The sequence below is a fragment of the Acidovorax sp. FG60 genome (genome assembly GCF_057808995.1).
In genome coordinates, this window is the sequence record NZ_JBMDJC010000009.1 from 16,660 (window position 1) to 32,893 (window position 16,234).

The following is a 16,234-nucleotide window of genomic DNA, read 5'->3' on the forward strand; positions in this document are numbered from 1 at the left end:
CCGGTGGCGAGGCTCTCACATCTCCTCGCTCCAGCAATACCCATCCCTCGCAATCATCGCGCTGGCCGAGCTAGGCCCCCAACTGCCCGCCGTGTACGGGCGCGGCCCCACGGGGTCGTTCTTCCAGTGCTGCAGGATGGGCTCGACCCAGCGCCAGGCTTCTTCCTGCTCGTCGCTGCGCACAAACAGGTTCAGGCGGCCTGCAATCACGTCGAGCAGCAGGCGTTCGTAGGCGCCCACGCGCTCGGTGCCAAAGCGCTGGTCGAAGTCCAGGTTCAGGTGCACCTGCGACAGCGCGGGCTCCGTCTGGTGCTGGGCGGCGCCTTGGGCCAGCAGGTGCAGCTCCAGCCCGTCCTTGGGCTGCAGGTTGATCACCAGGCGGTTAGCGGCGCCCACCGGGGTCTTGAAGATGGGGTGCGGCACCGGGCGGAAGTTGACGACGATGTGCGCATCGCGCCCGGCGAGGCGCTTGCCGGTGCGAATGTAGAACGGCACTCCGGCCCAGCGCCAGTTGCTGATCTCGGTGCGCAGCGCGACAAAGGTTTCGGTGGTGCTGCCGGGGGCCACGCCTTTTTCCTGCGCGTAGCCGGGCACTTGCGCGCCGTGCACGTTGCCCGCAGCGTACTGACCGCGAATCACGTGCTGGCCGATGGTCTCCATGCTCCATGGCTTGAGCGATTGCAGCACCTTGAGCTTTTCATCGCGGATGGCGTTGGCGCTGGAGTTGATGGGCGGCTCCATGCCGATGGCGCACAGCAGTTGCAGCGCGTGGTTCTGCACCATGTCACGCAGGGCGCCGGTCTGGTCATAGAACGCGCCGCGCGTTTCCACGCCCAGTTCTTCGGCAATGGTGATCTGGATGTTGGCAATGGTTTCGCGCCGCCACAGGGGCTCGAACAGTGCGTTGCCAAAGCGCATGGCAAACAGGTTCTGCACCGAGGGCTTGCCCAGGTAGTGGTCGATGCGAAAGACCTGCTCTTCCTTGAGCACGCGGCGCAGCGTGTCGTTGATGGCCTGGTTCGATTGGAGGTCGTGGCCCAGCGGTTTTTCCAGCACCACGCGGGTAGTGGGGCCGTTCAGGCCCACGGCGGCGATCTGCTCGCACACGTTGGTGAACAGGCTGGGCGCGGTGGCCACATACATCACCACCGAGTCGGCGCCGCGTTCATGCAGCATGGCGGCCAGCTTGGTGTAGTCCTCTGTTTTGGACAGATCCATGCGCAGGTAGTGCAGCAGCGCACCAAAGCGTTCGAACTCGTCCGGGGTGGGGCGCTTGGCCAGTTCCACGCTGTCAAACCGCGCCTTTATCAGGCTGCGGTATTGTTCGTGGCTCAACTCGTCACGCGCCACGGCAATGATTCGACCCCCCTCGGGCAGCGTTCCGTGCCGGAACGCCTGAAACAATGCGGGCATGAGCTTGCGCCAAGCCAGGTCACCTGTTCCACCAAACAGGACAAGGTCAAAACTCATGGGGTCTCCGTATCAGGGTGTTGTTGTGCGTCTGAGGCTGGAAATTGTAATCTCGTTACATTGAATTGTGTAGCTGTAGAGGCTGTAAAACGTTTTTTGACAGTTCGTGCGCAGAAATTATTAGATAAATTGTGTAATCAAGTTACTATCTCGCCGGTTTTCACCTCCCCACATCCTGAATTCACCATGTCCTCCCTCCGTTGCGACCAAACTCCGCAGTGGCCTCAGTTGCAGGCCGCGTTCTCCGCAGATGGCAGCCGTCTGGACCTGCGGAAGGCCTTTGCCAGCGATGCGCAGCGCTTTGAGCACTTCAGCCAGCATGCGCCCGAGGTGTTTGCAGACCTTTCCAAGAACCTGTGGGACGCCACCACCGAAGCGCTGCTGCTGGACATGGCCCGTGCCAGTGGACTCACCCGGCACCGCGACGCCATGTTCGGCGGCCAGCCCATCAACAGCACCGAAGGCCGCGCCGTGCTGCACACGCTGCTGCGCCGCCCCCGGGGCCTGGCGTTGCCCGGCGACGGGCCAGACATTGCACACAAGCTGGCCCAGGTGCACACTACGCTGGATGCCATGCTGGCATATGCCGACACGGTGCGTGCTCATGAGTCCATCACCGATGTGGTGAACATCGGCATCGGCGGCTCGGACCTGGGCCCGCACATGGCCGTGCTGGCGCTGGAGCAGTTCCGTGCACCGGGCAAGCGGCTGCACTTTGTCTCCAACGTGGACGGGCATGAGCTGCACACCACACTGCGCACGCTCAAGCCCGAGAGCACGCTGTTCCTCATCGCCTCCAAGACCTTCACCACGGCAGAGACCATGACCAACGCGCGCTCGGCGCTGGCCTGGTTTGCGGCGCAAGGCGGTCAGGATGTGGGGCGCCACTTTGCGGCACTGACCACCAATGTCGATGCCGCGCAGGCGCTGGGCATCACCACCACCTTCGGCTTCTGGGACTGGGTGGGTGGGCGCTATTCGCTCTGGTCCGCCATTGGCCTGCCGATCGCGATTGCGATTGGCTCGGCGGGCTTTCGCGACCTGCTGGCCGGTGCCCATGCCATGGACGAGCATTTCCGCACAGCGCCGCTGGCGCAGAACCTGCCGGTGCGGCTGGGCCTGCTGGACATCTGGTACCGCAACTTCCATGGCTTCACCAGCCGCTGCATTGCGCCCTACCATGCCGCATTGCGCCGCCTGCCGGCCTATCTGCAGCAACTGGAGATGGAGAGCAACGGCAAGCGCGTGGGGCTGGACGGCCAGCCGCTGCCCTATGCCACGTCGCCCCTGCTGTGGGGCGAGCCGGGCACCAACGGCCAACACGCTTTTTTTCAGATGTTGCACCAAGGCACCGACGTGCTGCCGCTGGAACTCATCGCCGTGCGCCAGCCCACCCACCCACTCCCGGGCCATCACAACAAGCTGCTGGCCAACGCCCTGGCGCAGGCCCAGGCGCTGATGGTGGGCAAGGAAGGGGAAGATGGGCACCGCCACTTCCCGGGCAACCGTCCCAGCACCTTCTTGCTGCTGGATGCGCTCACCCCCGCCTCGCTGGGCGCGCTGATTGCGCTGCAGGAGCACCGCGTGTTCGTAAGTGGCAGCCTGTGGGGCATCAACAGCTTTGACCAATGGGGTGTGGAGCTGGGCAAGGTGCTGGCCAAGGACATTGAGGCGCGGCTGGCCAGTGGCGACGCTGCGGGGCTGGATGGCTCGACCGCCGGCCTGCTGGGCCTTCTGCGCAGCGCGGCCTGACTCCCGGAACATTGCTCGTTTTGGGGCAGCGCTGGCGGCAGACCAGGCCCCCACCGACAGAGGCCTGCACGGTCTCTGGCCTACAGCTAACGCATCAGGAGACACCCCCATGGCGATTCCGCCCTATCCGGACTTCCGCTCCGCAGCCTTTTTGCGCCAGCATCTGCGTGACACCATGGCGTTCTACGACCCCGTGGCCACCGACGCGAGCGGCGGGCAGTACCACTTCTTCCTGGATGACGGCACGGTGTACGACACGCGCACCCGCCACCTGGTCAGCGCTACCCGTTTTGTGGTCACGCACGCCATGCTGTACCGCACCACGGGCGAGCAGCGCTACCAGGCTGGCATGAGGCACGCGCTGGAGTTTCTGCGCACCGCATTCCTCGACCCCGCCACGGGCGGCTACGCCTGGCTGATCGACTGGAATGAAGGGCGAGCCACCGTACAAGACGCCACGCGCCACTGCTATGGCATGGCCTTTGTGATGCTGGCCTACGCCCGCGCCTTTGAAGCCGGAGTGCCCGAAGCCCGCCAGTGGCTGGCCCAGGCTTTTGACACCGCCGAACAGCACTTCTGGCAACCCCCCGCAGGCTTGTATGCCGACGAGGCCAGTCCTGATTGGCAGCTCACAGGCTACCGGGGCCAGAACGCCAACATGCACGCCTGCGAGGCCTTGATCTCTGCCTTCCGCGCCACGGGCGAGCGCCGCTACATCGAGCGTGCCGAGCAGCTGGCGCAAGGCATCTGCCAGCGGCAGGCGGCGTTATCCAGCCCTGCCAGCGCCCCGGCTGCCGAAGGCTGGGTGTGGGAGCATTTCCACGCCGACTGGTCGGTGGACTGGGACTACAACCGCCACGACCGCAGCAACATCTTCCGCCCCTGGGGCTACCAGATCGGCCACCAGACCGAATGGGCCAAGCTGCTGCTGCAACTGGATGCCCTGCTGCCCGCCGACTGGCACCTGCCCTGCGCACAGCGCCTGTTCGATGCCGCTGTAGAACGCGGCTGGGATGCCGAACACGGAGGCCTGTACTACGGCATGGCGCCTGACGGCAGCATCTGCGACGACGGCAAATACCACTGGGTGCAGGCCGAGAGCATGGCCGCCGCTGCCGTTCTGGCTGTGCGCACGGGCGACGATCGGTATTGGCAGTGGTACGACCGCATCTGGGCCTACTGCTGGGAGCACTTTGTGGACCACAACCACGGCGCGTGGTTTCGCATCCTGCACCGCGACAACCGCAACACCACCCGCGAGAAGAGCAATGCGGGGAAGGTGGACTATCACAACATGGGGGCGTGTTTTGACGTGCTGGGGGTGGTTGGTCGCTAGCAAAGCACTGCGTGCTGGTGCACGGATGCTATGTCTGCCCCTGTCTCTGGCGCGACGGCTGCGCTGCTACGCACTAGCGAATGAACGCCGGGGCGCCGGTGTTCGGTTCGAGTTCGGGCGGGGAAGGACGAAAGCCTTCCTCTGTCCTGGAGTGCTTGCACCCGGGGCTCGATGGGGAACCCACAGCTTCAATCTCAACCGATGCAGATAGGGTGGGGGAGGGTTGGACAAAAAAGAAGAGCACTTGGGCTGGGACGCCGTTTCGCTTCAATAGATTCGTGACATAGGCGGCTCTGGCTTCGGCCATGGTTTTGGTGTCGTGTTTGTCGATGAGGTACTTTGCTTCACCGATCACAACAACCAGCGGACACCAATCCGCTTCACGCAGAGATTCTGCAAATGTGGCCACTGCTTGTCGATCTGCTGCGGCAAGGGTGACGCCACTCTCATGGAATTGAACAACGTGCGTCTTGAGCGCCTTCATGCTGAGGGCCGAAGCGTCGAATGCCAGGCAGCTTCCCGCAAAAAAGGCGGCACATGTTCGAAGGGTGTAGTTCATGGCGAGGCGCCTTTTTAAGCTGCGCTCGTCGATTGTCCTTGGAGAAAATTCACTGGCAGTCCTGCCACTTCCACCCGCACGCTGAACAGCGATCCCGCAGGAGTCTTCGCCTCCTGCTCCTCCACCGGCCTCCCGGCCCGTGCCGACGTGACGTACAGCGTCCGCAAATCCTCCCCCCCAAAACACACCATGGTCGGGCACTGCACTGGCACTGCAATGCGCTGCAGCACCTCACCCGATGGCGAGAGTTGCAACACACAAGCGCCTTCGTACATCGCCACCCAGTAGTTGCCTTCCACATCCACCGCCGCGCCATCGGGCCTGCCGCCGTAGGGCTGGCCTTCCACCTTGCGGTCGAACTGCACCCAGGGGCGGCGGTTCGTGATCTCACCCGTGGCCACGTCAAAGTCAAACCGGTCAATGCGATGCTCGGGCGTGTTGGACCAGTACAGCGTGCGGTTGTCGGGGCTGAAGGCCAGGCCGTTGGCGGTGAAGTTGTTGGCTGCCATCTGGCGCACGCTGTAGCCCGTGGCACTGGCCGCGTCGGCCTGCAGGCACCACAGCGCGGCATCCGGCGCGGTGCGAGGGCTGATGACCGAGCCCGCCCAGAACCGGCCTGCGGTGTCGCACCGGCCATCATTCAGGCGCAGCACAGCGGTGTCGTGCTGATCAGGTGGCAGCAGGGCCAGGCAGGTGAGGGCGGTGGTGTCGGCACTGTCCTTCGCCGTATCCAGAAGGTAGAAACCGTTTCGTAACCCGATTACCAATCGCCCGCCCGCTGCAGGCGCGCAGCAGCCGGGCTCACTGGGCATGCGCCATTGCCGGTGGCGACCGCCTTCAGGATGCCATGCGTGTACTGCTTGTCCCTGAATGTCACACCAGTAAAGGGATTTTTCCGTGGGGTGCCAGAAGGGTGATTCGCCCAGTTCGGAGGGCGGCAGGGGCAGGGTTTGCAGGGACATGGGTTGAAGTGGGGTGGTTATCGAGTTACATTCTAGGGCCTCAGACAACGGGCTCCGGCGCCATGCACGGGGTCCTGCCACCCACCGATGGAGACTTCCATGCACCCAGTTGTAGCGCGCGTGACCGAGCGCATTGTCCAGCGCAGCGCAGACACCCGCGGCGCTTACCTCGCAGGCATCGACGCCATGATCGCCCGCAAGCCCGCACAAGACCGCATGGGCTGCGCCAATCTGGCCCACGCCTATGCCGCGCTGCCCGGCGCTGACAAGTTCAAGATCACGGTCGAAAAGGCGCCCAACATTGGCGTGGTCACGGCCTACAACGACATGTTGTCGGCCCACCAGCCCTACCAAAGTTACCCCACCGTGCTGCGCGATGAGGCCGCCCAGCACGGCGCCACGGTGCAGGTTGCAGGCGGCGTGCCTGCCATGTGCGATGGCGTCACGCAGGGCACGCCCGGCATGGAGCTGTCGCTGTTCTCCCGCGATGCCATTGCCATGGCCACTGCGGTAGCGCTGTCCCACGATGTGTTCGATGGCGCGCTGCTGCTGGGCGTGTGCGACAAGATCGTGCCGGGCCTGCTGATTGGCGCGCTGCACTACGGGCACCTGCCCTGCGTGTTTGTGCCCGCAGGCCCCATGGGCACCGGCCTGTCGAACAAGGACAAGTCCAAGGTGCGTGAGCAGTACGCGCAAGGCCTCGTGGGGCGGGATGAATTGCTCAAGGCCGAATCCGCCGCGTACCACAGCCCCGGCACCTGCACCTTCTACGGCACGGCCAACAGCAACCAGATGCTGCTGGAAGCCATGGGCCTGCACGTGCCCGGCGCGGCTTTTGCACCGCCCGGCACTGAAGAGCGCGAAGCCTTCACGCGCCAGGCCGTGCGCACGGTGCTCGACATTGGCAAGCGCGGTGCGCGCTTCACGCCCATCGGGCGCGTGGTGGACGAGCGCTGCATCGTCAACGCCATGGTGGCCTTGCTGGCCACGGGCGGCTCCACCAACCATCTGATCCACTGGGTAGCCATTGCACGCAGCGCGGGCATCCTGATCGACTGGTCGGACTTTGACGAACTGTCGTCCGCCGTGCCGCTGCTGGCCCGCGTGTACCCCAATGGCGATGCCGACGTGAACCAGTTCCAGGCCGCAGGCGGCCCCGCGTGGATCCTGCGCGAGCTGCTGTCCGGCGGCTTCATGCACCCCGATGTGATGAGCGTGAACACCGGCGGCATTGCCGCAGGCGGGCAGGGCGCTCCGGCGGTGTCGGGCGATGAAACCGTGTTGCGCCCCGTGACCCGGCCGTTCTCGCCCACTGGCGGGTTGCGCCTGCTGCAAGGGCGCCTGGGTCGCGCGGTGATCAAGGTGTCGGCCGTGCCCGAAGACCGCCACATCATCGAAGCGCCTGCGCGCGTGTTCGATTCGCAAGAGGCTTTGCTCGCCGCCTTTGCTGCGGGCGAGGTGCAGCAGGACATGGTGGCCGTGGTGCGCTTTCAGGGCCCGCAGGCCAATGGCATGCCCGAGCTGCACAAGCTCACCCCTCCGCTGGCCGTGCTGCAGAACCAAGGCTTCAAAGTGGCGCTGGTCACCGACGGCCGCATGAGCGGCGCATCGGGCAAGGTGCCCGCCGCCATCCACGTCACGCCCGAGGCACTGGCCGGTGGCCCGCTGGCCAAGGTGCTGGACGGCGACATCGTGCGGGTGGACGCCGTTGCCGGCACGCTGGATGTGCTGGTCGATGAAGCCACCTGGGCCGCTCGCCCCGTGGCGCCGTACGCCGCGCCTCCCGCCACCGGCTTTGGCCGGGAACTGTTTACCAACTTTCGCCGCCACGCAGGCGGTGCCGAACAAGGAGCCTGCACATGGTTGTAGCAGGATGCACCCCCTGAGTCGCTGCGCGCCTTCCCCCTCTCTCGCTGCGCGGGAGGGGGACGCACCCGGTGGCCTGGCGAAGCCAGTTCCACGGGTGCACTGGTATGGGCCGCGCCCCTGTCAAACGCCGCGTGCGGCATCCAACATCAAGGAGTATTTCCATGAATCCCATTGACATCGCCAGCCATGGCCCCGTCATCCCCGTCATCGTGATCGACCGCGTGGAAGACGCGCTGCCCCTGGCCGAGGCGCTGCTGGCCGGCGGCGTGAAGGTGCTGGAAGTCACACTGCGCACCGCTGCTGGCCTGCCCGCCATCGAAGCCATTGCGCGCAATTTGCCCGAGGCCGTGGTGGGCGTGGGCACGGTGCTCAACGCCGACGATGCGCGCCGCGCGAGCGAGGCCGGTGCACGTTTTGCGGTGAGCCCGGGTTACACCTCCGAAGTGGGCGGCGCCTGCAAGGGCCTGAATTTGCCGCTTCTGCCCGGTGTGGCCACGTCCAGCGAAATCATGGCCGCGCTGGCCGATGGGTTCTCGTTCCTCAAGCTCTTCCCGGCCGAGGCCGCGGGCGGCATCCCTTTGCTCAAGGCCTGGGCCAGTCCGTTTGGCCAGGTCAGCTTTTGCCCCACGGGTGGCATCAGCCTGGCCACTGCGCCCAACTACCTGGCGCTGCCCAATGTGCGCTGCGTGGGCGGTTCGTGGCTGACGCCCGCCGACGCCGTGCGTGCGGGCGACTGGGCGCGCATCACCCAGCTGGCGCGCGAGACGCATGCGCTGCGCAAGGCCGTGTGAGTTTTCCAGGATTTGAGGCGAAATAGGGCTCTAGCGCTTTTCCTGTAAGCGCTGATAGCTATAAGAATAGAAGCATCCACTGTTCCCTGGTCCGCCTGCAGAGTGAGGTGCAGTCGGTGGGGTCACTGGGCGTGTGGACTTGCTGCCCTGCGCGCCCCTATCATGGCGCGGGGCTTGGCCCTGCCACAACGGCTTCACGTTTCAAAGAGAGGGAGTTCAGTATGGATTTTGTTTCGGCTATCAAAAGCTGCCTGGGGCAGTACGCGGGTTTCTCGGGCCGCGCCGTGCGCTCCGAGTTCTGGTGGTTTTTCCTGTTCCAGATCATCGTCATGGTGATCGCCAGCTTCCTGGGTGACGTGGTCTCCGGCATCGTCTCCATTGCACTGCTGCTGCCCGCATTCGCCGTGGGCGCGCGGCGACTGCACGACATTGGCCGCTCGGGTTGGTGGCAACTGCTGACGCTGACCGGCATCGGCGTGCTGGTGCTGATCTACTGGTGGGTGCAGCCCAGCGAGGGCTGATCTTTGCGACGCCGCTGCGGGCTCTCTCTGAGTCCGCCCGCGCCAAGCCCGCTGGCCTTACGGTCAGCGGGCTTTTTTGTGGGGGTGTGGCGGTGGCTCCGGGGTGTCAGAGAGGTGCCGCAACCTTGTGCAGCGCGCATATTGGTCAAAAGTGGCTCTGGCGCTTTATTGATAAGCGCAAATAGCTCTAAAAATAGAAACAATCCCACTGCGATCCGAGCACAACTTGTTGCTGTTGTACGACATCTTGTGTCTGAAGCGCGCACCTGCGTGGTTTGATTTTTAGAATGGTAATCATTCTTATTTCTATTCTTGAAAATCATGAAACTCCAAAATCAGCGGACCGCAGTCTGCATGGGTATTGCGTTGGCTTTTGGAGGCGTCCCCGCCTGGGTCGCGGCCCAGGCCCAGGACGTGGGGGCCACCTTGTCCGAGGTGCGTGTGGACGCGAGCGCCGAGAAAGAATCGGCCACCGCGCCGGTGGTCGGCTACCGTGCCCGCAACGCGGCCACGGCCACCAAGACCGACACGCCCCTGGCCGAAACCCCCCAGTCCGTCACCGTGGTCACGCGCGACCAGATCGTGGACCAGGGTGCGACGACCTTCCAAGAGGCGCTGCTGTATGCCGCCGGGGTGCGCAGCGACGCCTATGGCCTGGACAGCCGCGCCGACAGTGTGCGGGTGCGCGGCAGCTCCCCCGACACGTACCTGGATGGTTTGCGCCAGAACTACAACTGGTACACCAGCACCACCCCCGCCGAACCCTACACGCTCGAGCGCATTGAAGTGCTGCGCGGCCCGTCGGGCATGCTGTTTGGCGCGGGCACGGTGGCGGGCGTGGTCAACATGGTCAGCAAGCGCCCGTTGCAGGAAGCGCAGCGCGAAGTGGGCGTGCAGCTGGGCAGCTGGAACCGCAAGCAGCTGCAGGCCGACCTTACCGGCCCGCTCACGAAGGACGGCGAATGGTCGTACCGTCTTGTGGCCGTGGCGCGCGATGCGGACACGCAGACGGACCATGTGCAGAACGACCGCCGACTGATCGCGCCATCGCTGGCCTGGCGCCCCAATGCCGCCACCTCGCTGGTGCTGCAGGCCCACTGGCAGCAGGACCGCACGGGCACCACGGCGCAGTTCCTGCCCTGGTCGGGCACGCTGTTGCCCAACCCCAATGGCCAGCTGCCCATCAACCGCTTCATCGGCGAGCCTGGCGACTATTACGACAGCGACCGCGAATCCATCGGCTACCTGTTCGAGCACCGCTTCAGCGACGCATGGGCGGTGCGCCAGAACCTGCGCCTGGCACGCAATGAGAACCGGGGTGGCTACCACTACGCCGATTTCTTCAAAGTCCCCGGCGGGTTCGGCTGGGACCCCGTGAACCAGCGCCTGACGGGCCGCGTCTACGGCAAGAACATCACACGCACGCGCATGGCGGCGGTGGATACGCACCTTCAGGGCAACCTCACCACCGGCGCCCTCAGCCACCAACTGCTGCTGGGTGTGGACTGGAACCGGCAGACCGAGAACAAGAACGAGGCCGACGATGCGTACAACACGCCCATCGATGCCTACGCCCCGGTGTACGGCAACGTTCTGAACCCGACGCTCATCGCACGGCCTGAGAACGTGCAGCGCCAAAGCGGCCTGTATGTGCAGGACCAGATGAAGTGGGGCAACTGGATCTTCATCGCCGGCCTGCGCCATGACCGCGCCGTGAACAGCCTGGCGGGCCAGTCCGATGACCGCACCAGCGACACCACCAAACGCCTGGGTGTGATGTACCAGTTGGGGGGCGGCTGGACGCCCTACATCAGTTATGCCGAATCCTTCAGCCCCGTGAGCGGCACCAATGCCTCGGGCCAGCGCTTCAAGCCGCTGGAGGGCGAACAGATCGAGGTGGGCGTGAAATATGCCCCCTCAGGCGGCACCACCCAGTTCACGGCGGCGGTGTACGACCTCAAGGAAAAGAACCAGAAGGTGGCCGACCCGACCAACCCCGACAACTCGCTGCAGGTGGGCCAGACCCGCAACAAGGGCCTGGAGCTGGAATACAAGGCGCGCGTGGCGACGGCGTTTGACCTGACCGCCCACTACAACTACACGGACGTCGATCCGCTGCTGGAAAACCTGCCGCGCCACCAGGCGGCCGTGTGGGGCGTGTACCGGTTCTCCATTGGCGGCGTGCGCGGCTTCTCGGCCGGTGCGGGGTACCGCTGGCTGTCGTCGTTCCGCGACGGCACGGGGCCGAAGGTTCCGGCGGCCGGTGTGGTGGATGCGCTGCTGGCCTACGACAGCCAGGACTGGCGCTACGCGCTCAATATCAGCAACCTGGCCGACAAGAAGTACATGAGCACCTGTCTGGCGCGTGGTGACTGCTGGTGGGCGGCACGGCGCAATGTGGTGCTGAGCGCGACCTACAGGTTCTGACCGACCCATCGGGGCGATCTGCTGCACCGGCGGCATTCACCCGTGGATGTCGGCCCGGCAAGGAAAAAACCCCGCAGGTTTTGCAACCTGCGGGGTTTCTTTTGGGGCTACCGGGCAGAACCTGGGTTCCACCCGGAGCGGCCGGCCATTACATGCCCATGCCGCCCATGCCGCCCATGCCACCCATGTCGGGCATGCCGCCGCCAGCACCGGCCTCGTCCTTGGGTGCTTCAGCAACCATGGCTTCGGTCGTCAGCAGCAGCGATGCCACGGAGGCAGCGTTTTGCAGGGCCGTACGGGTGACCTTCGTGGGGTCCAGAATGCCCAGTTCGAGCATATCGCCGTAGGTGTCGTTCGAGGCATTGAAGCCGTAGTTGCCCTTGCCGGCCAACACAGCGTTCACCACCACCGAGGCTTCGCCACCAGCGTTGTTCACGATTTCGCGCAGAGGCGCTTCGATGGCCTTGAGCACCAGCTTGATGCCGGCTTCCTGGTCAGCGTTGTCGCCCTTGACCGAGTCGCCCACAGCTTGCTTGGCACGCAGCAGGGCCACGCCACCACCGGCCACAACGCCTTCTTCCACAGCGGCACGGGTAGCGTGCAGTGCGTCTTCCACGCGGGCCTTCTTTTCCTTCATTTCGACTTCGGTGGCAGCGCCGACCTTGATCACGGCCACACCGCCAGCCAGCTTGGCCACGCGCTCTTGCAGCTTTTCGCGGTCGTAGTCGGACGTGGCTTCTTCGATCTGCACGCGCACTTGCTTGACGCGGGCTTCGATGTCAGCAGCAGCACCGGCGCCGTCGATGATGATGGTGTTTTCCTTGCCCACTTCGATGCGCTTGGCTTGGCCCAGGTCGGCCAGGGTCACCTTTTCGAGCGTCAGGCCCACTTCTTCAGCGATGACCTTGCCGCCCGTCAGGATGGCGATGTCTTCCAGCATGGCCTTGCGACGGTCGCCAAAGCCTGGAGCCTTCACAGCCACAACCTTCAGGATGCCGCGAATCGTGTTGACCACCAGCGTAGCCAGGGCTTCGCCTTCGACTTCTTCGGCAATGATCAGCAGGGGACGGCCAGCCTTGGCGACTTGCTCCAGCGTAGGCAGCAGGTCGCGGATGTTGCTGATCTTCTTGTCGAACAGCAGCACGAAGGGGTTGTCCAGAATCGCGGATTGCTTTTCTGGGTTGTTGATGAAGTAGGGCGACAGGTAGCCGCGGTCAAACTGCATGCCTTCCACGACGTCCAGTTCGCTGTCCAGCGACTTGCCGTCTTCCACGGTGATCACGCCTTCCTTGCCAACCTTGTCCATGGCGTCAGCGATCAGCTTGCCGATGGTTTCGTCGGAGTTGGCGGAGATCGAACCCACTTGGGCGATTTCCTTGGAGGTGGTGGTGGGCTTGGAAGCCTTCTTCAGCTCGGCAACCAGGGCCGTCACAGCCTTGTCGATACCGCGCTTCAGGTCCATCGGGTTGATGCCAGCGGCCACGTACTTGAAGCCTTCGCGCACGATGGCCTGGGCCAGCACGGTGGCGGTGGTGGTGCCGTCACCAGCGTTGTCGCTGGTCTTGGAGGCCACTTCCTTCACGAGCTGGGCGCCCATGTTCTGCAGCTTGTCCTTGAGTTCGATTTCCTTGGCCACGGACACACCGTCCTTGGTCACGGTAGGGGCGCCGAACGAGCGCTCCAGCACCACATTGCGACCCTTAGGGCCCAGAGTCACCTTGACCGCGTTGGCCAGGATGTTCACGCCTTCAACCATGCGTGCGCGGGCTTCGCCGCCGAAAACTACGTCTTTTGCTGCCATGTTTGGCTCCTAAATTCTGAAAATCGTTAAACGGATAACGGGTTGTGGGGAAAGAAAGCGTAGCGAGCAGGTGTCAGGCTAGGCGCACGGAGCGCAGCAACCGGAACGTACTTCCTGTACGTGAGGATTGCGAGCACCGCGCAACGACGCCTGGCGCCTGGCGCCTGCGCAGTAGCTTTATTTCTCCACAACTGCGAACAGATCGTCTTCCTTCATGACCAGCAGCTCATCGCCGTTGACCTTGACGGTCTGGCCCGAGTACTTGCCGAACAGAACGCGGTCACCGACCTTCACATTCAGGGCGATCACGTCGCCCTTGTCGTTCTTCTTGCCGGGGCCGACGGCCAGCACTTCACCTTGATCGGGCTTTTCAGCGGCGTTGTCAGGGATCACGATGCCGGAGGCCGTCGTGGTTTCGCTTTCGATACGCTTGACGATCACGCGATCGTGCAGAGGGCGAAGGTTCATTGCAATGCTCCTGTTTTCAGTAAAAAGCTGACGTACTCAGCGCCTGGAGCCCCAGGCGCTACCAAACTTCCGGCAGCCGAGGCGGTGTTAGCACTCGTCTGCGGTGAGTGCTAATGATACGGGCATTCCGGCCCATTTCAAGAGCCCGGATGCACGTCTGAGATATTTGCTTACGGTTCGAACCGCTGAATGGGGGGCTTCGCAGCAGTGTGTAACGACCAAGCACCTACAATCTTTAGGACGTGTGTTGGTGGGTTTTGCGTCAAGCGCGCGTGCGCAACTCCCGGGGTTGCAATGGCCCAACCATCTCTTCTTGCTCTCAGCTCGCATACATATATGTATACATATATCTGTGATGTGGGTGCGCAGAGCCTTACCCGTCCAGGAATCTGATGGTGTCTTTGCAATTCACAACCGCGCTAATGGGCATTGGCCTTGCTGCGCTGATTCTGTATCTGATCCGCAGAGATCATCTGTACGTCATGCACGGCCTGTTTTGGGTGGTGGTGGCAGGGGCTGCGGCTGTGCTGGGGGCATCGCCCGGGCTGATCGACTGGCTGGCTCTGCTGCTGGGCGTGAGCTACCCCCCCACGCTGCTGCTGTTGCTGGTGTGCATGGTCTTGCTGATCAAGGCCCTGCACAGCGACATGGTCAATACCCGCATTGAGCGCGATGTGCGCCGGTTGAACCAGCGGTTGGCACTGTTGGAGGCCGACCTTCTTCAAAAGCCAACCGAGGCCCCTCAAGATCAAGACCCGCTCTAGCCTTATGACTGAATCTCTGAATTTGTTGTTGCCCGTGGTTCTGTGCGGTGGCTCCGGCACGCGCCTGTGGCCACTGTCTCGTGAAACCTATCCCAAACAGTTTTTGGCCTTGGCCGGTGCGCGCACCATGCTCCAAGACACGGCCCTGCGCCTGCAAGGGCTGAACCAAATCCCCGTGGCGAAGGCGCCGGTGCTGGTCTGCAACGCAGAGCACCGCTTTCTGGCGGCTAGCCAGCTGATGGAGGCTTGCATACACGGCGCGCGCATCGTGCTGGAGCCTGCGGGCCGCAATACAGCACCCGCGCTGACCCTGGCCGCCTTGCAAGCGCAGGCCGAAGGCGGGGACCCGGTGCTGCTGGCCATGCCCGCTGACCATGTGATAGCCAACCTGCCCGCGTTTCACAACGCCATCGAGCAAGCGTTTGCCATTGCCAGCGGCGGCGCCATGGTGACCTTTGGCATCGTGGCCGACAGGCCTGAGACTGGGTACGGCTACATCCAGTGCGGCGAATCAATGAAGGGGGGCGGTGCACACCATATCGCCAGCTTTGCCGAAAAGCCCGACCTAGAGCGCGCCCAAAGCTACCTGGACGCTGGCAACTACCTGTGGAACAGCGGCCTGTTCATGGTGCGCACCAGCGTGTGGCTCAAGGCCCTTCAAAGTTGTCGGCCCGACATCTTTGCAGCGTGCGCGGCCGCTATGGCAGGTGCTCAAAAAGATGCGGACTTCATCCGCCCATCCACCGAAACCTTCAGCGCATGCCCCGCAGACTCCATTGACTACGCCGTCATGGAGCGGCTGCCCACCCGCCCCGACCTGGGCATCCCAGCCTGCGTGGTGCCGCTGCAGGCTGGCTGGTCTGACTTGGGCGCGTGGGATGCCCTGTGGCAGGTGCGGGAGCAAGACGCGCACGGCAACGCGCACGTGGGCGACACCATTCAACACGGCTGCTCCAACTCGCTGCTGCTTTCGAGTAGCCGCCTGGTGGCCGGCGTGGGGCTCGACAACATCGTGGTGGTGGAAACCGCCGACGCCATCCTGGTGGCAGACAAACGCCAAACCCAGGACGTCAAGCAGATCGTGGGTAAGCTGCGTGAAGCGGGCCACGCCCTGACACAAACGCATCGCAAGATCCACCGCCCCTGGGGCTGGTACGACAGCATCGACAGTGGTGAGCGCTTCCAGGTCAAGCGCATTGTGGTCAACCCCGGTGCCAGCCTGAGTTTGCAAATGCACCACCACCGGGCTGAACACTGGATTGTGGTCAAGGGCACCGCCCAGGTCACCAATGGCGACAAAGTCTTTCTGCTGGGCGAAAACGAATCCACCTTTATCCCACTGGGCCATGTGCACCGGCTGGCAAACCCCGGCAAAGTGCCCCTTGAGATTATTGAAGTGCAATCTGGCAGCTATCTGGACGAAGACGACATCGTGCGGTTTGAAGATACCTATGGCCGCGTGGTGCCCGCACAGAGCCCCTGCGCCAAAGGGGAGGGCTGACCCCGTGCCCGGC

Annotated in this window: 13 protein-coding genes; 8 read left to right on the forward strand and 5 right to left on the reverse strand. The window is 63.9% G+C overall.

The window, feature by feature from the left end; translation table 11 throughout:
• Positions 1-15: 15 nt before the first annotated feature.
• Entirely contained in the window at positions 16-1,470 is a 1,455-nt protein-coding gene (gene zwf / locus ACODS0_RS14640; RefSeq protein WP_121422369.1) for a glucose-6-phosphate dehydrogenase, read from the reverse strand.
• A gap of 186 nt (positions 1,471-1,656) precedes the next feature.
• Between zwf and pgi the strand changes: the two genes are divergently transcribed.
• Both pgi and ACODS0_RS14650 read left to right on the forward strand, forming a co-directional pair.
• Positions 1,657-3,222 carry a glucose-6-phosphate isomerase gene (gene pgi, locus ACODS0_RS14645; protein WP_487257692.1) on the forward strand — a complete coding sequence of 522 codons (1,566 nt, stop codon included), beginning with the start codon at positions 1,657-1,659 and terminating at the stop codon, positions 3,220-3,222.
• 109 nt (positions 3,223-3,331) lie between these two features.
• Positions 3,332-4,558, forward strand: coding sequence for an AGE family epimerase/isomerase (locus ACODS0_RS14650; RefSeq protein WP_488835789.1), 1,227 nt, complete (start codon positions 3,332-3,334; stop codon positions 4,556-4,558).
• Positions 4,559-4,631: 73 nt separating this feature from the next.
• Here ACODS0_RS14650 and ACODS0_RS14655 read toward each other — a convergent pair whose 3' ends face one another.
• Entirely contained in the window at positions 4,632-5,117 is a 486-nt protein-coding gene (locus tag ACODS0_RS14655) for a hypothetical protein (RefSeq protein WP_488835791.1), read from the reverse strand.
• Positions 5,118-5,131: 14 nt separating this feature from the next.
• Positions 5,132-6,079, reverse strand: a complete 948-nt coding sequence (locus tag ACODS0_RS14660) for an SMP-30/gluconolactonase/LRE family protein (RefSeq protein WP_488835793.1) — start codon at positions 6,077-6,079, stop codon at positions 5,132-5,134.
• 99 nt (positions 6,080-6,178) lie between these two features.
• Here ACODS0_RS14660 and edd point away from each other — a divergent pair, with 99 nt between their 5' ends.
• The 4 genes from edd to ACODS0_RS14680 all read left to right on the forward strand — a co-directional run bounded on the left by edd (position 6,179) and on the right by ACODS0_RS14680 (position 11,687).
• Positions 6,179-7,948 carry a phosphogluconate dehydratase gene (gene edd / locus ACODS0_RS14665; protein WP_488835795.1) on the forward strand — a complete coding sequence of 590 codons (1,770 nt, stop codon included), beginning with the start codon at positions 6,179-6,181 and terminating at the stop codon, positions 7,946-7,948.
• Positions 7,949-8,109: 161 nt separating this feature from the next.
• Positions 8,110-8,739, forward strand: a complete 630-nt coding sequence (eda, locus tag ACODS0_RS14670) for a bifunctional 4-hydroxy-2-oxoglutarate aldolase/2-dehydro-3-deoxy-phosphogluconate aldolase (RefSeq protein WP_121422374.1) — start codon at positions 8,110-8,112, stop codon at positions 8,737-8,739.
• Between the two features lie 221 nt (positions 8,740-8,960).
• Entirely contained in the window at positions 8,961-9,260 is a 300-nt protein-coding gene (locus ACODS0_RS14675; protein WP_055395156.1) for a DUF805 domain-containing protein, read from the forward strand.
• 321 nt (positions 9,261-9,581) lie between these two features.
• Entirely contained in the window at positions 9,582-11,687 is a 2,106-nt protein-coding gene (locus tag ACODS0_RS14680; protein WP_488835798.1) for a TonB-dependent siderophore receptor, read from the forward strand.
• A gap of 148 nt (positions 11,688-11,835) precedes the next feature.
• Here ACODS0_RS14680 and groL read toward each other — a convergent pair whose 3' ends face one another.
• Both groL and ACODS0_RS14690 read right to left on the reverse strand, forming a co-directional pair.
• On the reverse strand, positions 11,836-13,488 hold the full coding sequence (gene groL, locus ACODS0_RS14685) for a chaperonin GroEL (RefSeq protein ID WP_055395159.1): 1,653 nt from the start codon (positions 13,486-13,488) through the stop codon (positions 11,836-11,838).
• A 177-nt stretch (positions 13,489-13,665) separates the two neighbouring features.
• Positions 13,666-13,956, reverse strand: coding sequence for a co-chaperone GroES (locus ACODS0_RS14690; RefSeq protein WP_055395161.1), 291 nt, complete (start codon positions 13,954-13,956; stop codon positions 13,666-13,668).
• A 392-nt stretch (positions 13,957-14,348) separates the two neighbouring features.
• On the opposite strand from ACODS0_RS14690, the gene ACODS0_RS14695 reads away from it, so the two are divergent.
• The gene (locus tag ACODS0_RS14695) at positions 14,349-14,720 is read left to right on the forward strand and encodes a DUF2304 domain-containing protein (protein ID WP_488835801.1); all 372 of its coding nucleotides are present in this window, start codon (positions 14,349-14,351) and stop codon (positions 14,718-14,720) included.
• A gap of 4 nt (positions 14,721-14,724) precedes the next feature.
• Positions 14,725-16,221 carry a mannose-1-phosphate guanylyltransferase/mannose-6-phosphate isomerase gene (locus ACODS0_RS14700; RefSeq protein ID WP_488835802.1) on the forward strand — a complete coding sequence of 499 codons (1,497 nt, stop codon included), beginning with the start codon at positions 14,725-14,727 and terminating at the stop codon, positions 16,219-16,221.
• The last annotated feature ends 13 nt before the right edge of the window (positions 16,222-16,234 follow it).